Origin of the sequence: Flavobacterium sp. (assembly GCF_017744675.1) — a bacterium.
Classification (GTDB): domain Bacteria; phylum Bacteroidota; class Bacteroidia; order Flavobacteriales; family Flavobacteriaceae; genus Flavobacterium.
Genome location: NZ_JAGIAV010000004.1, coordinates 421140 through 440159, shown reverse-complemented (window position 1 = coordinate 440159; position 19020 = coordinate 421140). Strand labels below are relative to the sequence as shown.

The 19020-nt window shown below is 36.4% G+C and carries 15 protein-coding genes; 4 read left to right on the top strand and 11 right to left on the bottom strand.

All coding sequences use genetic code 11. From position 1 onward, the window contains the following. Positions 1 to 445 precede the first annotated feature (445 nt). From J7574_RS12235 to aspT, 4 genes are read right to left on the bottom strand one after another with little or no spacing between them, the layout of a single operon-like run. Positions 446 to 1639 carry a porin gene (locus J7574_RS12235; RefSeq protein WP_290968502.1) on the bottom strand — a complete coding sequence of 398 codons (1194 nt, stop codon included), beginning with the start codon at positions 1637 to 1639 and terminating at the stop codon, positions 446 to 448. 20 nt (positions 1640 to 1659) lie between these two features. Further along, positions 1660 to 2709 carry a type II asparaginase gene (locus J7574_RS12230; RefSeq protein WP_290968500.1) on the bottom strand — a complete coding sequence of 350 codons (1050 nt, stop codon included), beginning with the start codon at positions 2707 to 2709 and terminating at the stop codon, positions 1660 to 1662. A 30-nt stretch (positions 2710 to 2739) separates the two neighbouring features. Beyond that, the gene (aspD, locus tag J7574_RS12225; protein WP_290968498.1) at positions 2740 to 4386 is read right to left on the bottom strand and encodes an aspartate 4-decarboxylase; all 1647 of its coding nucleotides are present in this window, start codon (positions 4384 to 4386) and stop codon (positions 2740 to 2742) included. A gap of 34 nt (positions 4387 to 4420) precedes the next feature. Beyond that, positions 4421 to 6115 (bottom strand): aspartate-alanine antiporter, encoded by a 1695-nt coding sequence (gene aspT / locus J7574_RS12220; protein ID WP_290968496.1) that lies wholly within the window; start codon positions 6113 to 6115, stop codon positions 4421 to 4423. Between the two features lie 481 nt (positions 6116 to 6596). Here aspT and J7574_RS12215 point away from each other — a divergent pair, with 481 nt between their 5' ends. After that, on the top strand, positions 6597 to 7619 hold the full coding sequence (locus J7574_RS12215; RefSeq protein ID WP_290968494.1) for an LLM class flavin-dependent oxidoreductase: 1023 nt from the start codon (positions 6597 to 6599) through the stop codon (positions 7617 to 7619). A gap of 51 nt (positions 7620 to 7670) precedes the next feature. On the opposite strand, the gene J7574_RS12210 is transcribed toward J7574_RS12215, so the two are convergent. The 6 genes from J7574_RS12210 to J7574_RS12185 all read right to left on the bottom strand — a co-directional run bounded on the left by J7574_RS12210 (position 7671) and on the right by J7574_RS12185 (position 14523). After that, positions 7671 to 8138 (bottom strand): cupin domain-containing protein, encoded by a 468-nt coding sequence (locus tag J7574_RS12210; RefSeq protein ID WP_290968492.1) that lies wholly within the window; start codon positions 8136 to 8138, stop codon positions 7671 to 7673. A gap of 43 nt (positions 8139 to 8181) precedes the next feature. Next, positions 8182 to 8754 carry a sugar O-acetyltransferase gene (locus tag J7574_RS12205; protein ID WP_290968489.1) on the bottom strand — a complete coding sequence of 191 codons (573 nt, stop codon included), beginning with the start codon at positions 8752 to 8754 and terminating at the stop codon, positions 8182 to 8184. Positions 8755 to 8770: 16 nt separating this feature from the next. Next, entirely contained in the window at positions 8771 to 9823 is a 1053-nt protein-coding gene (locus tag J7574_RS12200; protein WP_290968487.1) for an alpha/beta hydrolase, read from the bottom strand. Positions 9824 to 9911: 88 nt separating this feature from the next. Further along, entirely contained in the window at positions 9912 to 10790 is an 879-nt protein-coding gene (locus tag J7574_RS12195; protein WP_290968485.1) for a helix-turn-helix domain-containing protein, read from the bottom strand. 59 nt (positions 10791 to 10849) lie between these two features. After that, complete coding sequence (locus J7574_RS12190) at positions 10850 to 12019, bottom strand: chromate transporter (RefSeq protein WP_290968483.1); 1170 nt, start codon at positions 12017 to 12019, stop codon at positions 10850 to 10852. Positions 12020 to 12144: 125 nt separating this feature from the next. Beyond that, a complete protein-coding gene (locus J7574_RS12185) occupies positions 12145 to 14523 on the bottom strand; it encodes an outer membrane beta-barrel protein (RefSeq protein ID WP_290968481.1) in 2379 nt (792 codons plus the stop codon). A gap of 124 nt (positions 14524 to 14647) precedes the next feature. Between J7574_RS12185 and J7574_RS12180 the strand changes: the two genes are divergently transcribed. The 3 genes from J7574_RS12180 (at position 14648) to J7574_RS23175 (ending at position 18085) form a co-directional block, all read left to right on the top strand. Continuing rightward, positions 14648 to 16288 (top strand): histidine kinase, encoded by a 1641-nt coding sequence (locus tag J7574_RS12180; protein WP_290968479.1) that lies wholly within the window; start codon positions 14648 to 14650, stop codon positions 16286 to 16288. Beyond that, positions 16289 to 16984 carry a LytTR family DNA-binding domain-containing protein gene (locus tag J7574_RS12175; protein ID WP_290968476.1) on the top strand — a complete coding sequence of 232 codons (696 nt, stop codon included), beginning with the start codon at positions 16289 to 16291 and terminating at the stop codon, positions 16982 to 16984. Between the two features lie 126 nt (positions 16985 to 17110). After that, positions 17111 to 18085, top strand: coding sequence for a GNAT family N-acetyltransferase (locus tag J7574_RS23175; protein WP_367272597.1), 975 nt, complete (start codon positions 17111 to 17113; stop codon positions 18083 to 18085). 99 nt (positions 18086 to 18184) lie between these two features. Here J7574_RS23175 and J7574_RS12160 read toward each other — a convergent pair whose 3' ends face one another. Continuing rightward, complete coding sequence (locus tag J7574_RS12160; RefSeq protein WP_290968475.1) at positions 18185 to 18976, bottom strand: polysaccharide lyase; 792 nt, start codon at positions 18974 to 18976, stop codon at positions 18185 to 18187. Positions 18977 to 19020: the final 44 nt, after the last annotated feature.

Below are 19020 nucleotides of genomic sequence, written 5' to 3'. Positions count from 1 at the left end.
TATGAATTATGAATTATGAGTTTTGACTAACTTAATCCTAACGCGCATTTTTTTGCTTGTACGCATATATCAAACGTAGCCAGTGGTTTCAACCACGGAGATCCAGATGATATTAAATTGAATTGGCTCCAGCTTTAGCTGGAGTTTAAATAAAGCGAATCAAAATGGCTTTAGCCAAAAATATGTCGTTTGGCTAAAGCCTTATTCTTATGCTGATTAAAAACCTCCAGCTGAAGCTAGAGGCTATTCATAAAAAAGCTCAACTTAGAGAGTTTTGAATTATTAATAATTCTTAAATCTGCTCAATCTGCCAAATCTGCGAGAGAATAAATAAAATAGTGGCTAAAATCCATCTAAATCTGCGAGAGAACAAATAAAAAAAGCTGAAATAAATCGCAATTTACGATTTGCTCCAGCTTCTTAATTGAGTTAGTTACTTAAATTATTATAAAACCACTAAAGGAGAAATTATACCAAGCATAATTCTTCCGCTTGTGGTGTTCGATTGTCCCAAATCTGTTTTAGCATAATCGCTATAATTATAGAATCGCTGCACATAGGTGGCAAAAAACTTTAAGTTGAAGTTTTTGATCGGATAAAATTCTACTGTTGGAATAATGCCGTATGCGGTACGAATTCGGTTCGAGCTTACAGAAGGATCAGGAATATCTTTCCACGAAGCTTTACTTGTCATTCCGATAACTGTAAGTTTCCATTGTTCGTTTAGAGAATACACGGTTCGTAGCCAGTGTTCTACATAATATACATTTTCTGCAGCATGATCTAAAACAGTATCTGGAATAATATTACTAACCACTCCTGTTCGGTCTAAATCCTCACTGCTCCATTTGAAATCATATTGAAAAAGCCATTTTTTGCTTCGAAATTGATTTCCTAAAGCCGTATAATACATATTTACCGGCCTTCCATTTTTTGTGGCTTCCTGAAAAATACTGAAACTGTATATCGTTTTGAATTTTCCTTCTAAAAAACTTCCGTTCCAGTTTCCAACATAGGCAGCCGGAAATTTTGCTTCTTCGACATCTGGCACATTTTGATATAGTTCAGAAAAAGTTTTGGTTCTTGAATTTAAGATCTGTCCCGAAAAGACATGGTTGGCATTCAATTTCCAGTTTACCTGAACTCCTGTTAGAAAGTTATCCGAATTATCCACAATATCATTATACTGATAGATATCAATCGGATTCATATCAAACTCATAACCACCCCAGTTGGCCGTCATTTTTCCTATTGCAATACTGGTTCTTTCAGATATTTTATATCCAATAAAAGCCAAGTCAGTAGAACTGCTAATGTTATCGGTAGATTGCGGTTCAGTTTCTTTAGTATATCGGTCTCGAAACCTAAAAAACACTTTGTCCTTATACACTTTTCCTTTTATTTCCAATCTAAACTGATTCACTTCAAATTTACTGCCAGTGTAATTTCCGTCATCAAAATAGGTGTTAAAGCCTACTTGTGTATTGAAAATTAAATCAACATTATTGAGTAAATCAACTTTGGTTGCTTTTATTAGAGGCGTTTTATGATTTAGGATAGTATCAGTCTGTTTTTCCTGCTGAGCGTATGCACCGCTTACCAGAAAAATGCCCAAAATTATTGTAGTTAAGACGCGCATAATTTACAATTTCATTTTGTTTAATACTCAAAGAAATATTCCTGCAGTTTTTTACTGTCACTGGTTTGAGTAAGTCCCAGCATTAGTAAAATCCTCGCTTTTTGCGGAATTAAATCATCGGCGACAATCGTTCCAAGTTTCTGGTCGTCAGTTTCGTCAAATAAAGTAACTCTTCCAGACGGTACTCTAGAAGCTCTTGCAACGGCAATCCCTTTTTTAACAGCGCTAGCAGCAGCATCTGAATTTATCTTATTAAGATTTCCATTACCCAAACCGCCAGTTACAATTCCTTTTACTCCAGACGCTACATATGCATTAATTGCAGTTGCAGGAGCATCGGCATATAATTCGACAACCGCCACTTCAGGCAGAGTAGTTAAACCTGTAATATCAAACGGAGTGCTTTTATTGGCTTTTCTTACCGGAGTTTCATAAAGAGAAACTTTTCCGTCGTAAACCTGTCCGATTGGACCATTGTTAGGCGCTGTAAAAGCGTTTAAGTGCGTAGTACTGGTTTTTACAGCACTTCTTCCTGTAAAAATGTATTCGTTAAATACCAATAAAACGCCACTGTGCGCCGCCTGTTTAGAAGCTGCTAGAGTTACTGCATCGTATAGATTCTTTGGACCGTCTGCGCTAATGGCTGTTGCTGGACGCATAGAACCTGTAATAATTACGGGTTTGTCATATCGTACTGTCAGCGATAAAAAATAAGCGGTTTCTTCTTGCGTATCTGTTCCGTGCGTGATTACGATTCCGTCTGCTTCGTTATTTTTATAAATTTCGTTGATTCTTTTATTCAGCTTAATCCAAATGTCTACCGTCATGTCCTGACTTCCTACATTTGAGATCTGCTCTCCCGAAATCTCTGCGACTTTGTCAATTCCTGGAACCGCCGCAATTAAATCTTTTATCGGCAATTGTCCCGCGGTATAAGCAGAACGGTCTGCAGATGCGCCTTGGCCCGCAATTGTTCCTCCAGTTGCAAGTATTTTAATTCTAGGTAATTTTTGAGCATAAATACCTGTTACTAATAAAACGGATAATAATAAAGTAAATAGATTTTTCATAGGATCAAATGTTTATATTTTAGAATTCTATTATTTTTTTGAGTTTTCCCAGCTCGTTACATATTCCAATAAAATTTTACGGATATTTTTACCCAAGATTAGATAACTATCAGTTGGAAGATTGGCAAGAGAAACTCTAATGCTCCATTCAGGTCCAGCAAATCCGCCACCGTTTAATAACACGATTGCTGTTTTTTCTGCCAAACGGAAAAGAACATCAACAGGTTCGAAGTTAGTTTTCAGCCAATTGGCAAAATCGTCCCCATAAAAGTGTTTTGCGGCCACCATAACATCAATTTCAGAATAATATCCAGCACGCATCGGATCTTCTAGAATTGGAACTTCTAATCCTTCCCAAAGTAAGTTGAGACGTTTGTGAATGATGGATTGTGTAAGGGTTTTGTAAACATCTTGAGTGTCTAATAAACAAAATGCCGAAAAAAGCATCATCTGAAATTGTTGAGGTAAGGATAAGCCTGCAGTGTGATTTAAAGCAACTTGTCGGCTATCGGCTACCAGTCGGTCAATAAACTTAATTTTTTCAGGCTCTAATGTCAACGAAGAGTAACGTTCGTGCAGTTGCTTTTTATGAGCTGGGCTTAAATTGGCAATTTTTTTATCAAAAATATTGTCCTCATGAATGGCTATTGTACCAAGTCTCCAGCCTGTACAGCCAAAATATTTGGAGAACGAATAAACGTTGATGGTATTATGCGGTATAATAGCCATTAATGATCTGAAATTATTAACAAATGTTCCATAAACATCATCTGTAATAATCATCAGTTCCGGATTATGATTTTTTACTATATCTGCTATATAATTAAGCGTTTCGTTGCTCATTGCCGATGATGGCGGATTGCTCGGATTTACCACAAAAGCCACTTTGACAGCAGGATCTTTAAGCTTGTCTAATTCAGAATTAGGATATTGCCACGTATGGAAACCATTTTCACCAACTCCGCTTGCTTGCACATAAACAACATCAAATTTGTATTGTTCTAATTGCGGAATTTCGATATAAGGTGTAAAAGTAGGAGTGAGAAGTGCTATTTTATCGCCACGTTCTGTAAGGTGGTTTTGCATAAACGAATCAAAAATGTAGCACATTGCGGCAGTACCTCCTTCAACGGCAAAAATATCAAACTTGCCTTTGTCATTTCCTACACCGCACATTTCCTGAACCAGATAATCGTGAACTATCACTTCTATTTGATTTAGCATACGGTCAGGAACAGGATAATTAAATCCGATTACGGCTTCTACCCATTCGCGAATCCATGCATCGCCATCAAAATCATGTTTTTCTACTCCGTAGTGATATGTTTTTTCTAAAAGAGAAGCTCCTGGTGATTCTTTGTGTTTCGCTAAAAATGTTTCAAAACGTGAAGCCACACCGCTTTTGTTCTGTACAATTCCGGCTAAAATGCCTTGCGCTTCAAAAACATTTCTACATTCTTCCAATGCAAATTGTCCGAAAAGAAAAAAAGCTTCTCTAGGAACAGTTGCAATCCAGTTTGGGTTTCCTCTTCCAGCATTTAGGGTTATCGCTGTAGATTTAAGCGCGCTTTCTTCTGCCAGATGAATCAATTCATTTTTAATTTCAAATGGACTTAGGGTCTGAAGTGTTTTCTCTACTTCTCGAGATGTTTTTATTTTAGAAATATCAATTGCCATAATGTAAATGTTTAGAGATTATATAATAATTGAATTAACTCATGATTAAAATGATTACGACGCCCCATATAATAAGCAGCGTATTCCCAACGGCATAGGTTACCGTATAACCCAAAGCAGGCGTTTTGCTTTTTACAGCATCTTGCAATGCTCCTAGAGCTGCTGTAGTGGTTCTAGCTCCAGCTGCGCATCCTAAGGTTATAATAGGATGGAATTTGAAAATATATCTTCCAAGAAGAAGTCCGAGAATTAACGGAATGGATGTCGCCGCAGCACCTGCAATAAAAAGTCCCCAGCCGGCTTCTTGAAATCCGACAATAAAACTTGGTCCTGCTGTAATACCTACTACTGCGATGAAAATGTTTAATCCAACATTATTCATAATCCATAATGCAGGTTCTGGGATTCGTCCAAAAGTAGGGTGCTGACCTCTTAGCCATCCGAAAAAGAGACCAGAGATTAATGCACCTCCACTAGTGCTAAGGCTTATGGGCACTCCGCCAATTTTTACAGTCAAAGCGCCAAGCAGTCCTCCTAAGACGATTCCAAGACCAACAAAAGCCATATCGGTAGCATTTGTAGGACGGTCAGGATAGCCAATATGCACAGCAACTTGATCTACATCTCGTTTTATACCAATTAATTCGATCATGTCTCCTTTCTGCATCACCGTATTGGGCAATATTGGCATCTGAATTCCAGCTCGTTTTAATGATCTAATTACAACACCATGCATGTATTTCAAATGTCGTAAATCGGCTAGTGTTTTATCAACCACTTCTTTCTTTACAATTAGTACACTTAAAACTTCTACGGGGAAATTTAGAAGTTCAATGTCCAGAACTTCTTTTTCATTTACAGCAACATAATTCATCATGAATTCTCTTCTTCCGCCCAAAGCGATAACATCGTTTTCCTGAATAACGATTTCTGGAGAAGCGTCTATAATTTCTTTCCCTTTTCGGATTCGCTGTATAAATAAGCGTCTGCCTTTGCTTTCAAGTTCGTTTTCAATTTCTAAGACTGTTTTATTGCAAGCATAAGATTGTGCAGAAATCTCATAAGCGTTGTATATCACACGGTCATAAGCGGAGGCAATGCTAGGATCATCGCTAATGGCATCTCCTCCAAGCTGGATTTCGAGTTCTTTGGCTTTTTCTACAAGATTACCGCCTAATAATTTTGGTCCGATAGAAGCTAATAGCCAAGCAGATCCTGCCGTTCCGAAAATATAGGTTACAGCATATGCAACTGGGATTTTGTTTATTAAAGCCGCTTTTTGATCAGCAGGAATTCCTAGTTGATTGATTGTGTCTGATGCAACACCAATAACAGCAGAAATAGTTTGCGAACCGGCAAGCATACCAGCCGTCAGTCCCATATCGTATCCCATAATTTTACCGATCAGATACGGACATATTAGGCATAACACGCAGACTACCGCCGCGTACAGCATTTGAGGAAGTCCATCTTTTTTTAGTCCCCCAAAAAATTGAGGGCCCACACTATATCCTACAGCGAAAAGAAACATGAGAAAAAATACAGATTTAACGTTAGGAGAAATCACAATGTCCAATTGTCCAACTAGAACTCCAATAAGCAGAACACTGGTAACCGTTCCTAAAGAAAAGCTTCCGATTTTAAATTTTCCGATAAAATAGCCTAGAGATAGAGTGAGAAAAATAGCCAGTTCGGGATACTCTTTTAATGTAGTAATAATCCAATCCATAATTGTTTGCTTTAGTTTATATCAATAATTGATTCTGAAAATCGCAGGAAATAGGAAAAAGACTGGGGGCTTTTGAGAACGGTTTTTTTTAGGTCTTTCAAAAGTAGACTAGAAAGTCAGAATAATTGCATAAAATAAGCGATAGAGATGTTTCATGTTATAATTTGAAACAAGAAAACTTGCAACATTCAGATGAAATACTAGGTTGATAATAAGCATATTAAAGAAGGAAACTCTTTCTTTATAGTAGTTGCCATGCAATTTTAATAGTATCTATGTCAAATTGTTGAATAAACTCTAAAAAGGATCCTATTCTGCAATACATGTTAAAGCTGTATTTGAAATTTGCACTTTGTATACTTCAAGTACAAAGAAAAACAGTAGTCGTATAAATATATTACCTAATTTTTATTGTAAAGAATTATATAGTCTTTATCGGTTATGATGCGTATATTTGAGAGAATAAAAAAATAAAGCCATTATGAAGAAAATAGGATTTTTATCATTTGGGCATTGGGCTAATCATCCGTCATATAAAACACGTACCGCGGCTGACACATTACTGCAATCTATTGATTTGGCTGTAGCTGCTGAAGAAATTGGTATAGATGGCGCTTATTTTAGAGTACATCATTTTGCACAGCAGCTGGCATCGCCATTTCCGTTGCTTTCGGCTGTAGGAGCCAAGACAAGCAAAATTGAAATTGGAACAGGTGTAATCGATATGAGGTATGAAAACCCGATGTACATGGTAGAAGATGCTGGATCTGCCGATTTAATATCGGAAGGTCGTTTACAATTGGGAATTAGCAGAGGATCACCTGAACAGGTTATTGATGGATGGCGTTACTTTGGTTATGAACCTGATGCAGGAGAAACCGATGCCGATATGGGGCGTAAGAAAGCGCTGGAATTTTTGGATAAATTAAATGGAGAAGGATTTGCAGAACCGAATCCGTACCCGATGTTTCCGAATCCGCCTGGATTGTTGCGCATCGAGCCGTATTCTGAAGGTTTAAGGGAACGCATCTGGTGGGGAGCTGCATCTAATGCCACTGCCATTTGGGCTGCCGAAAACGGAATGCATCTTCAAAGTTCTACGCTTAAGTATGATGAAAACGGAAAACCTTTTCATGTACAGCAAGCCGAACAGATAAGATTATACAAAGAAGCTTGGAAAAAAGCAGGACATCAGCGTGAAGCGAGAGTTTCGGTTAGCCGTTCGATTTTTGCGATTGTCAATGAGCAAGACCGATATTACTTTGGCGGACAAGCTAAAGGCAATGATAGTTTTGGTTATATCGAGCAAGATAAAAGAGCAATCTTTGGTAAAAGCTATGCCGCAGAACCCGACAAATTGATCGAAGAACTAGCTGAAGATGAAGCGATTCAAGAAGCAGATACTTTGTTGCTCACAATTCCGAATACGATAGGAGTAGAGTACAATGTTCATATTCTGTCTTCTATTTTAGAACATGTCGCGCCAGCTTTGGGTTGGAGATAAGTTTTGATAAAAAATGAATAAGCCCTCGTTGATGCGAGGGCTTTTTTATGATTATTTTTCATTTGCAATTTTATATTCTTCATCAGTAACAGGTTGGAGCCAGGTAACTTGAGTATCTTCTTTAAAATTGGTGATTGCAACATGAACCATTTTAGTTTCTGCGTTAGCACCATGCCAATGTTCTACATTTTCGGGAATATTGACAACATCTCCTTTTTGAATTGTTTGTGCTGGTTTTCCTTTTTCCTGATAAAGCCCTTGGCCTTCAATAACCAGCAGAACCTGACCTTTTGGATGTGTATGCCAGTTTGTTCTCGCCCCAGGTTCGAAAGTTACGCTACCCGCTGAGAACTCATTATTTTTATCTCTTGCAATTAAAGGCTTCAAAAAAGCATTGCCTGTAAACCAATCTTTAGAAAGAGGTTCTCCTTTTGGAAATATTTCTGTTGAGCTCATATTGTTTGTTTTAGAATTACATGCAGTTAAAAGTACTGTGAATATAATGATTAATTTTTTCATTTTTGCTTCTGTTTTTACTGCTGTAGTTTAATGTTTTACTTTACTAAAGAGTTTTAATCGTCTTTGCAGGAACACCTCCAACAAGGGTATTATCAGGAACATTTTTTGCAACGACCGCACCCGAAGCTACAATAGAATTTTCTCCAATTGTAACCCCCGGAAGAATGGTTGCATTGGCTCCAATCCATACATTTTTTTTAATATGTACAAGACCCGGTACAAGTGACTGTCTATTTTCGGGTTCTATGGGATGCGCTTCAGAGAGCAGACTTACATTTGGAGCTATTAAGACATTGTCTTCAATAATGATGCCTCCCAAATCCAAGAAAGTGCAATTGAAATTGATAAAAACGTTTTTTCCTATTTTGATATTTTTGCCATAATTAATATAAGAAGGAGTAAATACAGAAGTGCTTTCGTGAATAATACTGCCTGTAATCTCACCTAATATGGATCTGATTTCAGAAGGATCACTAGAACTGTTCATCTTCACAAGCAACTGTTTTGTTGCATAAGAAGATTTCTGAAGAAGATGAATCTCTGGATCCTGCGGTGTTGCTGTTTCCCCTTTTAAAAGTCTTGCAAAGATGTCTTCTCTATTTTTGTTTGAACTCATGAATCAAAAGTTTAGCTTATTTTAGATTGTTTTCAAAAAAAGATTGTAACTTTTCAAACGGAATTTTATCCAATCTATCATACAAATCTACATGCACACCATTTGGTATAATCATTAATTCTTTTGGTTCGGCCGCAGCTTTAAAAGCATCTTCGCTAAAATATCTAGAATGTGCATTTTCACCCGCAATAAGCAAGACAGGTCTTGGGCTTATTTCTTTAATATAAGACAGAATTGGCATATTCATAAAAGAAATAGGTGTCGTTGCGGTCCAAGATGCATTAGAATTGATTGAGCGAACATGAAAACCTCTCGGTGTTTTATAATAATCAAAATATTCTTTTACAAATTGAGGTTCGCTGCCGGTAAGTTTTTGCGGAAGATTATTTGCAGATGGCGCATAAGTGCCGTTTTCTGCATCTTTCCAACGCTGTTGTCCCAATTGTTCTAGGTTTTTTGAGCGTTGTTCGGCAGTTACTATATCATTATAGCCTTTCGACATTACTCTAGTCATATCGTACATGCTTGTTGTTGCAACGGCTTTAATGCGTTTGTCAGCTGCTGAAGCATTTAAGGCAAAACCTCCAAATCCGCAGATGCCTATAATTCCGATTTTTTCTCTGTCAATATTCTTTTGGAGGCCCAAAAAATCAACTGCGGCACTAAAATCTTCGGTATTTATATCAGGTGAAGCTACATTACGTGGCAGGCCACTGCTTTCCCCTGTATAAGATGGATCAAAAGCCAATGCTGCAAATCCGCGTTCCGCCATTTGATTTGCATATAATCCTGAAGACTGTTCCTTAACAGCCCCGAAAGGGCCGCTTATTGCTAATGCAGAAAGTAATTTTTTATCTGTACTTTTTGGAAGATAAAGATCACCTGAAAGGGTAATGCCATAACGATTCTTAAAAGTTACTTTTTGGCGTGTTACTTTATCGCTTAATTTAAAAGTATAATGTTGTTCTGTAGTATTCATTTTCTTTTTATTTTGAATTGATTCTTTGTTTTGTGAGAATGCCTGTCCGACAAGTAAAAAAGACACGGCAATTAATGCTGTTATTTTCATCTGTTTAAAATGGTTTAAATTACAGCTACAAAATTAAAAGGGCACCATCAGGTGCCGTTAAAGAATATCAAACCAAAAGTTAAGAATATCAAACTTCGATTTCTCGATATGATTTAGGATTGGTTCCTGTATGTTTTTTAAAAAAGTTATTGAAATAGGTTGGATATTCAAATCCAAGCGCATATGCAACTTCTGAAATATTCCAATCCGTATGCTGAAGAAGTGCTTTTGCTTCTGCTGTGATTCTTTCTGTAATATGTGATGTCGTCGACTTACCTGTGATTTCTTTCACTGCTCGGTTTAAGTAGTTGACATGAATGTTCAAGTTTAGGGCGTAATCTTTTGCTGTTGTCATACGAAGAGGGCTGTCTGCACTTTCGATAGGAAATTGTCTTTCTAAGAGTTCAAGAAATACAGAAGCAATCCTTGATGTCCCGTTTCTGCCTTCATTATTATTTTTAGAAGGTTGCAATTTTAAAGATTCGTGAATGATTAAATGGATATAGCTTCTTATGAGTTCATCTTTATAGGTATAATCACTTTTTTGTTCCTCTATCATCTTTTGAAAAAGAGTATTAAGGAACAATCTCTGTTCTTCTGAAATGTGGAGAACAGGTGTTCCGCCAATTTTAAAAAAAGGCGATTGATGAAGGCTTTCTGACCGTTCTGATTGTTTTAGAAATTCTTCAGAAAATAAAATAGTATAACCAGTATATGTGGTAGAAATTGTTTCCCATGAGTAGGGTATATGAGGATTGCCAAAAAACAATATGGTTCCCTGCTGGTCAAAACTTTTATCGGCATAGTGAATTTTGCTATGTCCCGTAGTCAGACATATTTTAAAGAAATCTTTTCTGCTGTATATACGGGTCGCATTACTATCTTCTTCTATTTGAAAAGCTTTGAAGCCTTTTAGTTTAAGTTCATTATTAAACTCAGAAAGGTTGCGAACTTTTTTTTCTTCCATTGAGCAAAATTAATAAATTCAAATTTATTGGAAGTTTGGTATTAGTTGTTTTTTATGTTTCAAACAAAAGATAATTTAATTACGACACCTAATATAGCAGCAATTAAAATAATATAAGGTTCTTGAATTTTCTTGATATAAATAAGAGAAAGAATACTGGTAAGAGCGATTAATACTGTCGAAGTATCGACAATACTTCTTTTTGCTATAATAATAACAGAACCAACTAGAGCACCAACTACGGCCGCTGTTATTCCTTCTACAAAAGCTTTGACAGGTTTATTGTTTACAATTTTTTTAAAGAATGGAGCCAAAACAATAGTAAAAAGGTAACAAGGCAGAAAGGTGGCTAAAGCTGCTGCGATAGCGCCTAAGAAACCATTTACAAGATAACCAATAAAACCAACCGTTATCACTACCGGACCAGGAGTAATCATAGCTATAGCAACCGAATCTAGAAACTGCTGTTCGGTTAGCCATTTGTTTTCTACAACGACTCCAGAATGTAAAAACGGAACAATAGCAAGACCGCTTCCAAATACAAAAGCACCTGCTTTAGCAAAGAACAATGCAATTTTGATCAATGTGGAGCTTTCAAAATTCCAAAAGCCAGATGAAATCAAGATCAAAACATTGGCTGCTTTTGTAACTTTAAAATACGGACGCGCTTTTATGACCATATAAATAAGCCCCGCTGCTACAAACAGCAAAATATGTTCTTTCTCTGTTATGTAAGTGATATAAATGGCTGCAAGGAAGAAAAGCCATAAAAGCCATTTTTCTTTGAAAGACTGCAGATTAAATTTGCCGATCGATTTTACGGTAAGTTTATAAGAGCTTAGCGTAATGATTCCAATAACAGCAGCACTCACACCATAAAAAATAGACTGAATCCATAATAGTCCGCCGTATAACTGATAGACTATTCCGAGCGATAGCACCATAAGAAAAGAAGGAGTAATAAAAGCAAAACCCGCCAATGTAGCACCCAGAATGTTATAATGAACATAACCTACGTATATGCCAAGCTGTGCGGCCAATGGCCCTGGAGCCAATTGTGCTAGTGCCAGACCTTCTTTATATTCTTCATCCGAAATCCATTTTTTGTTTTCTACCAAATCTTTGTACATATAGCCCACCAGCGCAACAGGTCCGCCAAAACCAATTGTACCAAGTTTTAAAAAATATAGAATTAATTCTCTTAATGTATATTTTGGTTTTTCAGTCATATTGAGATTCTTTAAAAGCAATTCTAATTCATTATAAAACAAAACTAGAACGAAAGAGACACTTTAAATAGAATCTTATTTACCTTTTGTACGCAGATTACTTTTTTCGAGAAGAAAAATTAATATCAATCTCTATTGGCCTCCTTTGCCTGTCTGATTGCTTTAGAATCTGTAAGGTTAAAACGATAGACAAAACTCAGACGATATCTTGCCGCATTAGGAATACTGTTATCTCTAACAACATAATCGGTTCCAGTTGTAACACTTTTGTACTGGCGCAGGTTAAAAGCATTGGATACGTCAAAAACAATAGTTGCTTTATCTTTAAGAAGGAGTTTGCTAAATCCGAAATCAATAGACTGTAAGGCTTTGCTAGTGGTTTGAGCATTGCGTTTTTCGCCACGAAAATTATAGCGTCCTTGAAAACTAAATTTTGCAGGAAGTTTGATTTGCGTGCTCACTCTCGCCGTAAAGTTCTTGCTGCTGTAATCTAGGTTTTCTTCCATATAATTTCCTTTTTGTTTGAAATGGTAATAATTCATTTCGGCATTAAGCTGAAGCCATTTTAAAGGATTGTATAAGGTCGATAATTCGATGCCGCTTCGTATTTCGTAATCAATATTGATGGGAGTCGTCAGGAAAATATCATCTTGCCGATAGGTATAATCTTGAATAAACCCTTTTTCATACTGATAATAAACCGAAGGATTCAAAGTAAATGTTTTCCAAGTTTTAAGAAATGCCATTTCAAACGCATCTGTATAAGACGGATTTAAATCAGGATTCCCGATGTATTGCGCATTCAAATCGGTAACTTCATTGAAAGGATATAAAGCATATAGAGACGGACGTTTAATGCGTTTGCTGTAATTGAGCTGTAAAGCGGCTTCATCAAACTTATAGCTGAGGTTAACTGTCGGAAACAGCTTGTTGTAGTTTTTTTGATCGTTATAAGCATTTTCGACATCTTTTATAGAAATGTTGGTAAACTCGGTTCTAAGACCCAGCATATAGCTAAATCTGTTGATTTTACTGCTAAATTGAGTATAAGCTCCCGTTATAGTTTCGTCATAATTTAAATCATTATCAATATTCTGATACACGACCCAATTAGTATCCTGTTGCTGTTCTGCCAGATAGTCGCTAGAAACCGTTCGAATTTCAGTCTTTATTCCGAATTCTAAAGTATAGAGACTGTCAATGGGCTGTATAAAATCGGTCTTGGCTAAAAAATCTTTGCTGTTTCCGACAGAACTTGTTCTAATGCTTGGATAAACCATAGCATCTGGAACTAAACGCTGTGTAGAAAGATCCCATTTTTTGTCGCTGTTCCACCAATCGTATTGCACATCAATCGTCCATTTTTTTTCCTTCTGTTTGAATGTTCTGGTATAATTAAATTCAAGCTGACTGTAATCGCGTTTTTCTAATGACTTTCCGTGTCTGGTTAAAAGACTATCAGGCATATTATTTCCAAGATCACTATCATATTGGTATCGCAAATCGGTTTTATCGTTGTCGTGTGTGGCATTTTTTAAAAAAGCAGCCGTTATAGTCTGATGTTCATTAATAAAATAATCGGCACCCATATAAAGTAATTTTCCATCATCATGTCGGTCTTCGTTCTGCACACGATGCATGTAATTTGGTGTTGTAGTGCTATTCGTTACTTGATCGGTGGTGTATAAACCAACATAATCGCTGGAGCGAATACTGAAATTAGAAAAGAGATTGATTTTGTTCGATTTGTAGTTAAGGCTCGGATTAAGACGGCTATCGTTTGGAGAACCCCCAACCAATCTGACCTGACCGCTAAAACCGCTTTTTTTGTTCTTTTTCAGGATAATATTAATAATACCCGCCGAGCCAGCAGCATCATATCTTGAAGAAGGATTTGTAATAACCTCAATTCGTTCAATCTGATCGGCTGCAATCTGGTCAAGTGCATTGCTTTGAGTAAGTCCAGATTGTCTGCCGTTAATTAAGACCAAAACATTACTATTTCCGCGAAGACTTATTGTTCCAGAGGGATCTACTGCGACAGATGGAACGCCATTTAGCACATCATGAGCAGAACCATTTTGCGAAAGCACGTCTTTGCCTACTTCAAAAACCTTTTTGTCTAGTTTTAAGCTAATGTTCGGTTTTTGGCCATTAATTTCTACTGCTTTTAATTGTACGGCATCGGTTACTAAATCAATAATTTCCAAGTCTATTTTTTGTTTTTCGGAAAAAATTAAAGATTGAGAATGATTTTGATAACCTGTATAAGTAAATAAAATGGTTGATGCGTCAGTTAAAGTCGCTTCAAGATTAAATAAACCATGATCATCAGTGACGCCTGTAGCTATTGTTTTTGATTTACTATTTTGTACTGTTACGGTAACATAAGCCAATGCTTCTTTTGTTGCATGGTCTTGAACTTTGCCCGAAATAGTGGTTTGTTGCGCTATTCCAAAAAATGGAATAAAGAGTGCTAAAATATTGATTGTTAGGTTTTTCATTTTGATTGATTTTGTTGTACAAGATTAAATCATAAAATAAAGTGCCGTTCTCAAAAACATGCAAACCGCTCTATGAACTTCTCAAATGCATTTTTCCATTCGATATTTATTTTATCTTTATCCTATGTATAAATCTTACTTTTTTATCGTTTTTCTTCTTCTAATGTTTACCTCGTGTTCGTATTATAAAGAATACGTAACATCAGATGTAACCTATGATATTGATTACGATCATCAGTGGATAGAGTGGGGAAAACCGAAAAATTCAGTTTTTAAATTAAAGACGGAAATTGATATACTGAAGCGTGAAAACAGTTCTGGATCTTTGGGACTTCAGATTAATGCTTTTGGTGCTTTTGATGTGTATTGGGACGGAATCTTAGTAGGAAGAAATGGAAAAATGGCAAAGGCAGGACAGGCAGAAGTACCTGGAACAGAAACAACATATTATGAGATACCGAAGAAATTGTCTAATCTCGGGAAACATACCGTTTTTTTAATCGGTACCAGGACTTACAATAAAGAAGCAGAACGTGGTATTGATATAAAACTTAAAGATTACCTTTTGCTTCATCGTTCGCCGCTTATTGTGGTTTCTTTTATGAATATTATGGCCGGTGCATTCCTCATTGCGGGAATCTATTATTTCTTTCTGTATGTAAATAGCACCCGAAAAGAACTGGCCGTTTTGCTTTTCGGCATTATCTGCTTGCTTTTCTTTGGACTTCTAATTATCGAGTACGTCAAGTATTATTTAGATATTCCATACAATCAATTTTATACTCGTTTAAAGATTATAGGCTGGCTGACTTTTGCTATTTCTATGCTTGTACCGTGGTATTTCATGCTTCAGTTTGAATTTAAAAGGAAAAGGTTATTTTTAGCTCTTTTATTCCTTGTTCTTTTGGCGGTTTATATTGGCTATTACGGACATTATGATGTTTCTGCGGCTTATTTTACCATTACGGCCCGATTCTTTTCTATTGTAATTGCTATTGATGCTATAGTTAGAAAGAAAAAAGGCGGACTCATTGTGGCCGCTGGTTTGCTGGCGGGCGTTGCGGTCAATTATTTTATGTTTTATGATTTCGGATTGTATATTGCTTTTACAATTTTGGTGCTTTGTATGCTTTATCTTCACACTATAAGAACAAAAGCGATGGAAGAAGCCCACAATGCCTCATTGCTGCTTTCTTCGAGACTTCAATTAGAACTGATTAAGAAAAATATTCAACCGCACTTTCTTCGTAATACTTTAACTTCATTGATTGACTGGATTGAGGAATCGCCAAAAGAAGGAGTCGTTTTTATTCGTGCTCTTGCCGAAGAATTTGATATCATGAATGATATTTCCGAACACACGCTTATTCCAATAAGGCAGGAAATAGATTTGTGCCGAAGACATCTGGAAATAATGTCTTTTCGTAAAGAAATTTGCTACGAATGGCAGGAAGAAGGCATTGACGAAAACGAAACCATTCCGCCCGCTATTTTTCATACCATTATAGAAAACGGAATTACGCATAGTCTTTCTCCAAAACAAGGCTGTATTGTTTTCCGTTTAGAATTCGCTAAAGAAAAACAATTCAAACAATATACATTATTGACTTTTGCCAAAAACAGAAACACTAAAAAGGAAAAGCGTGTTGGAACAGGTTTTAAATATATTGAAGCCAGATTAACAGAAAGTTACGGTGCCAATTGGACTTTTGATTCTCACGCTGTAGAAAAAGGCTGGGAAACCACTATTAAAATTTCGCATTAAATGAAGATACTCATCATAGAAGACGAAGCTCGTATTGCCAAAAGAGTAGAAAGAATGACACGCGATTTCTTTGACAAAGAGGTGCAAATCTTGCTTTCTGATTCTCTCGAAAATGGACTTTTGGCTATCGAACAAAATACAATCGATCTATTGCTTTTGGATTTAAACCTGAATGGAGAAGATGGTTTCGAAATCCTTCAGACTTTTGTTGCAGGTCCATTTCAGACTATTATCATTTCTGCTTATACCGATAAAGCGATTACGGCTTTTAATTATGGTGTCTTGGATTTTGTACCTAAACCTTTCGATCAGAATAGATTGGCGCAGGCTTTTACACGTTATACCACGCAAGGAAAGCAATCGGGTGGTAACGTGCGCTTTCTGGCAGTACGAAAAGGCAAAACCTTTAGACTTGTACCTGTTAATGAAATCCTGTACATAAAAGGAGCAGGAATTTATACCGAATTACATTTGGCCAACAATAAGATAGAGCTGCACGATAAATCGCTTGAAGCTTTAGAAAAACTGCTTCCAGAAACCTTCGAAAGAATCCATAAATCGTATATTCTCTGTTGGGAACAAGCAGACAAAATTGTGGTAGAAGCAGGAGGGAAGTATAGCATGCAGCTCAAGAACGGCGATTTATTGCCAATTGGCCGTTCTAAGTATAAGGAAATAAAAAATAAGCTGGTTTAATTTGATAAGAGTGCTTAAAAGAATTGTAATGCAAAAAACGCATTAACTAATAAAAAAATAGCATTTTTACGCATTACGTTTTTATCTAGTTTTACGACTCGAAAACACAACTACAAATTACCAAAAATGATTACCACCAAAAATCTTGTAATAAAACCTTATGAAGCCAAAGATTCAGAGGTTTTCTTTAAAAGTTTGACAGACAACCGCGATTATTTGTTTGATTACTTCGCCAACATGATAAAAGCAAACGGGAGCTTAGAATCAACCAAAAAATATTTTGAACAGAAAGCCACAGATTGGCAAGAAAATAAAAGCTATGCTTGCGGTATATTTTCAAAAGAAAGTAACGAATTGATAGGCCATATATCGGTAAGAGAAATTGATTGGAAAATTCCAAAAGGAGAATTGGCTTATTTTATTTTTAAGCAGCATACTGGAAATAACTATGCGGCAGAAGCATTATCATCATTTAAAAATTGGTGTTTTGCCAAAAAGAAATTTAACAGACTCTTTATGAAAATCGCCGAAGAAAATACAGCAAGCATTAAAGTTGCCGAACGCGCTGGATTTGTATATGAGGGACTTTTAAAGAAAGATTACAGAAAAAGAGAAGAGGAATTGACAGATATGAAAATATACGGATATACTGAAAATCTAGAACTCATAAGATCCGATTCTCAAAATGAAGATTTCTCAAAGCTAATAGTAAAGCTGGATGAAAATTTAGCAAGCAGAAATGGCGATATGCAGGAATATTTCAATCAGTTTAATAAGGTTGATGCTATTAAGCATGTTATTATTGCCTATATCAACGGTATTGCAGTAGGCTGTGGCGCTATAAAACAATTTGATAGCCAATCTGTTGAGGTAAAACGTATGTTTGTTTCTAATGAATACAGAGGAAGACGCATAGCATCTCAAATCTTAAACGGACTTGAAAGCTGGGCCAAAGAATTAGGATATGCAGTTGCAGTTTTAGAAACCAGCAATGTGCAGACAGAAGCAGTCGGATTATATACTAAAACCTATACTGTTACTGAGAATTACGGACAATATGCTGGAATAGAAACCAGTATTTGCTTTAAAAAGCAATTATAAATACTTAAAAACTAAAACAACTTCGATGCTTTATATTAAAAAACATCGAAGTTGTAGGGTTTATTTTTCGGTTCAAATTTTTTTAAAGTGTTTTAAACACTATAGCGCATCCCAAGATGCACTTGGATAATAGATAGAACTTGTTACAGGAGCTGTCCAGTAATCCTGACTTCCACCACGGAAAGTGTGTAAGCTTACTGCATTTACATTTCGCTTAGCATCGTTGGTTACCCAGCGAATTTTTTCGTTCAATATCTCCGTACCGTTTACATAATATTTTACATATCCGTCTGTATTTGAACCTGTGTTTAATTTCACAGATATTTGGCAGTTATACGTAACACCTTCTTGTATGTAATATTTCTTTCCAAAATCATTTCCAAATTGTCCTGGCTGATCTTTATAATATACATAGGGTTGCAGATAAGCACCGCTTCCTTTTGCCGTATTAGAGCCGTTCGGGCAATACCACATAAATCTGGCACTACCACCATTTCCATCCCATCCTGGATCTCCGCCTGTATTTTGGTCACCAATTAAGATACCGTATCCACATTTACCGCCTCGGCTCCAATAAAATCCGTTGTTGAATTTAATTTGAAACCAAACCGTATAAAGACCCGTCGACCAAACGCCATACGATGTGCACAAGCCGCCAGGACATGATAAGGTATTGGTTTGCAAAGTAATGGTTCGTGCTCCAGCGGTTCCTTTTGCTGTAGTGCTGCCTTCTAAAACGTTATTAGCAGAGAGTGTATCTTTGCTCGCTGCTTGTTGCATTTCTTTTTTAGCAGTTTGAGGCGCATTTAAATCTTCTTGTTCCTTTTCGCAGGAATAAAACACTAGTGCTGAGGTTGCTAGCACACAAGTTAATTTTAAGATTTTCTTCATTTTTTAAATTTTAAGGTTAGTAAATAATAGTTAGTAAATAGATA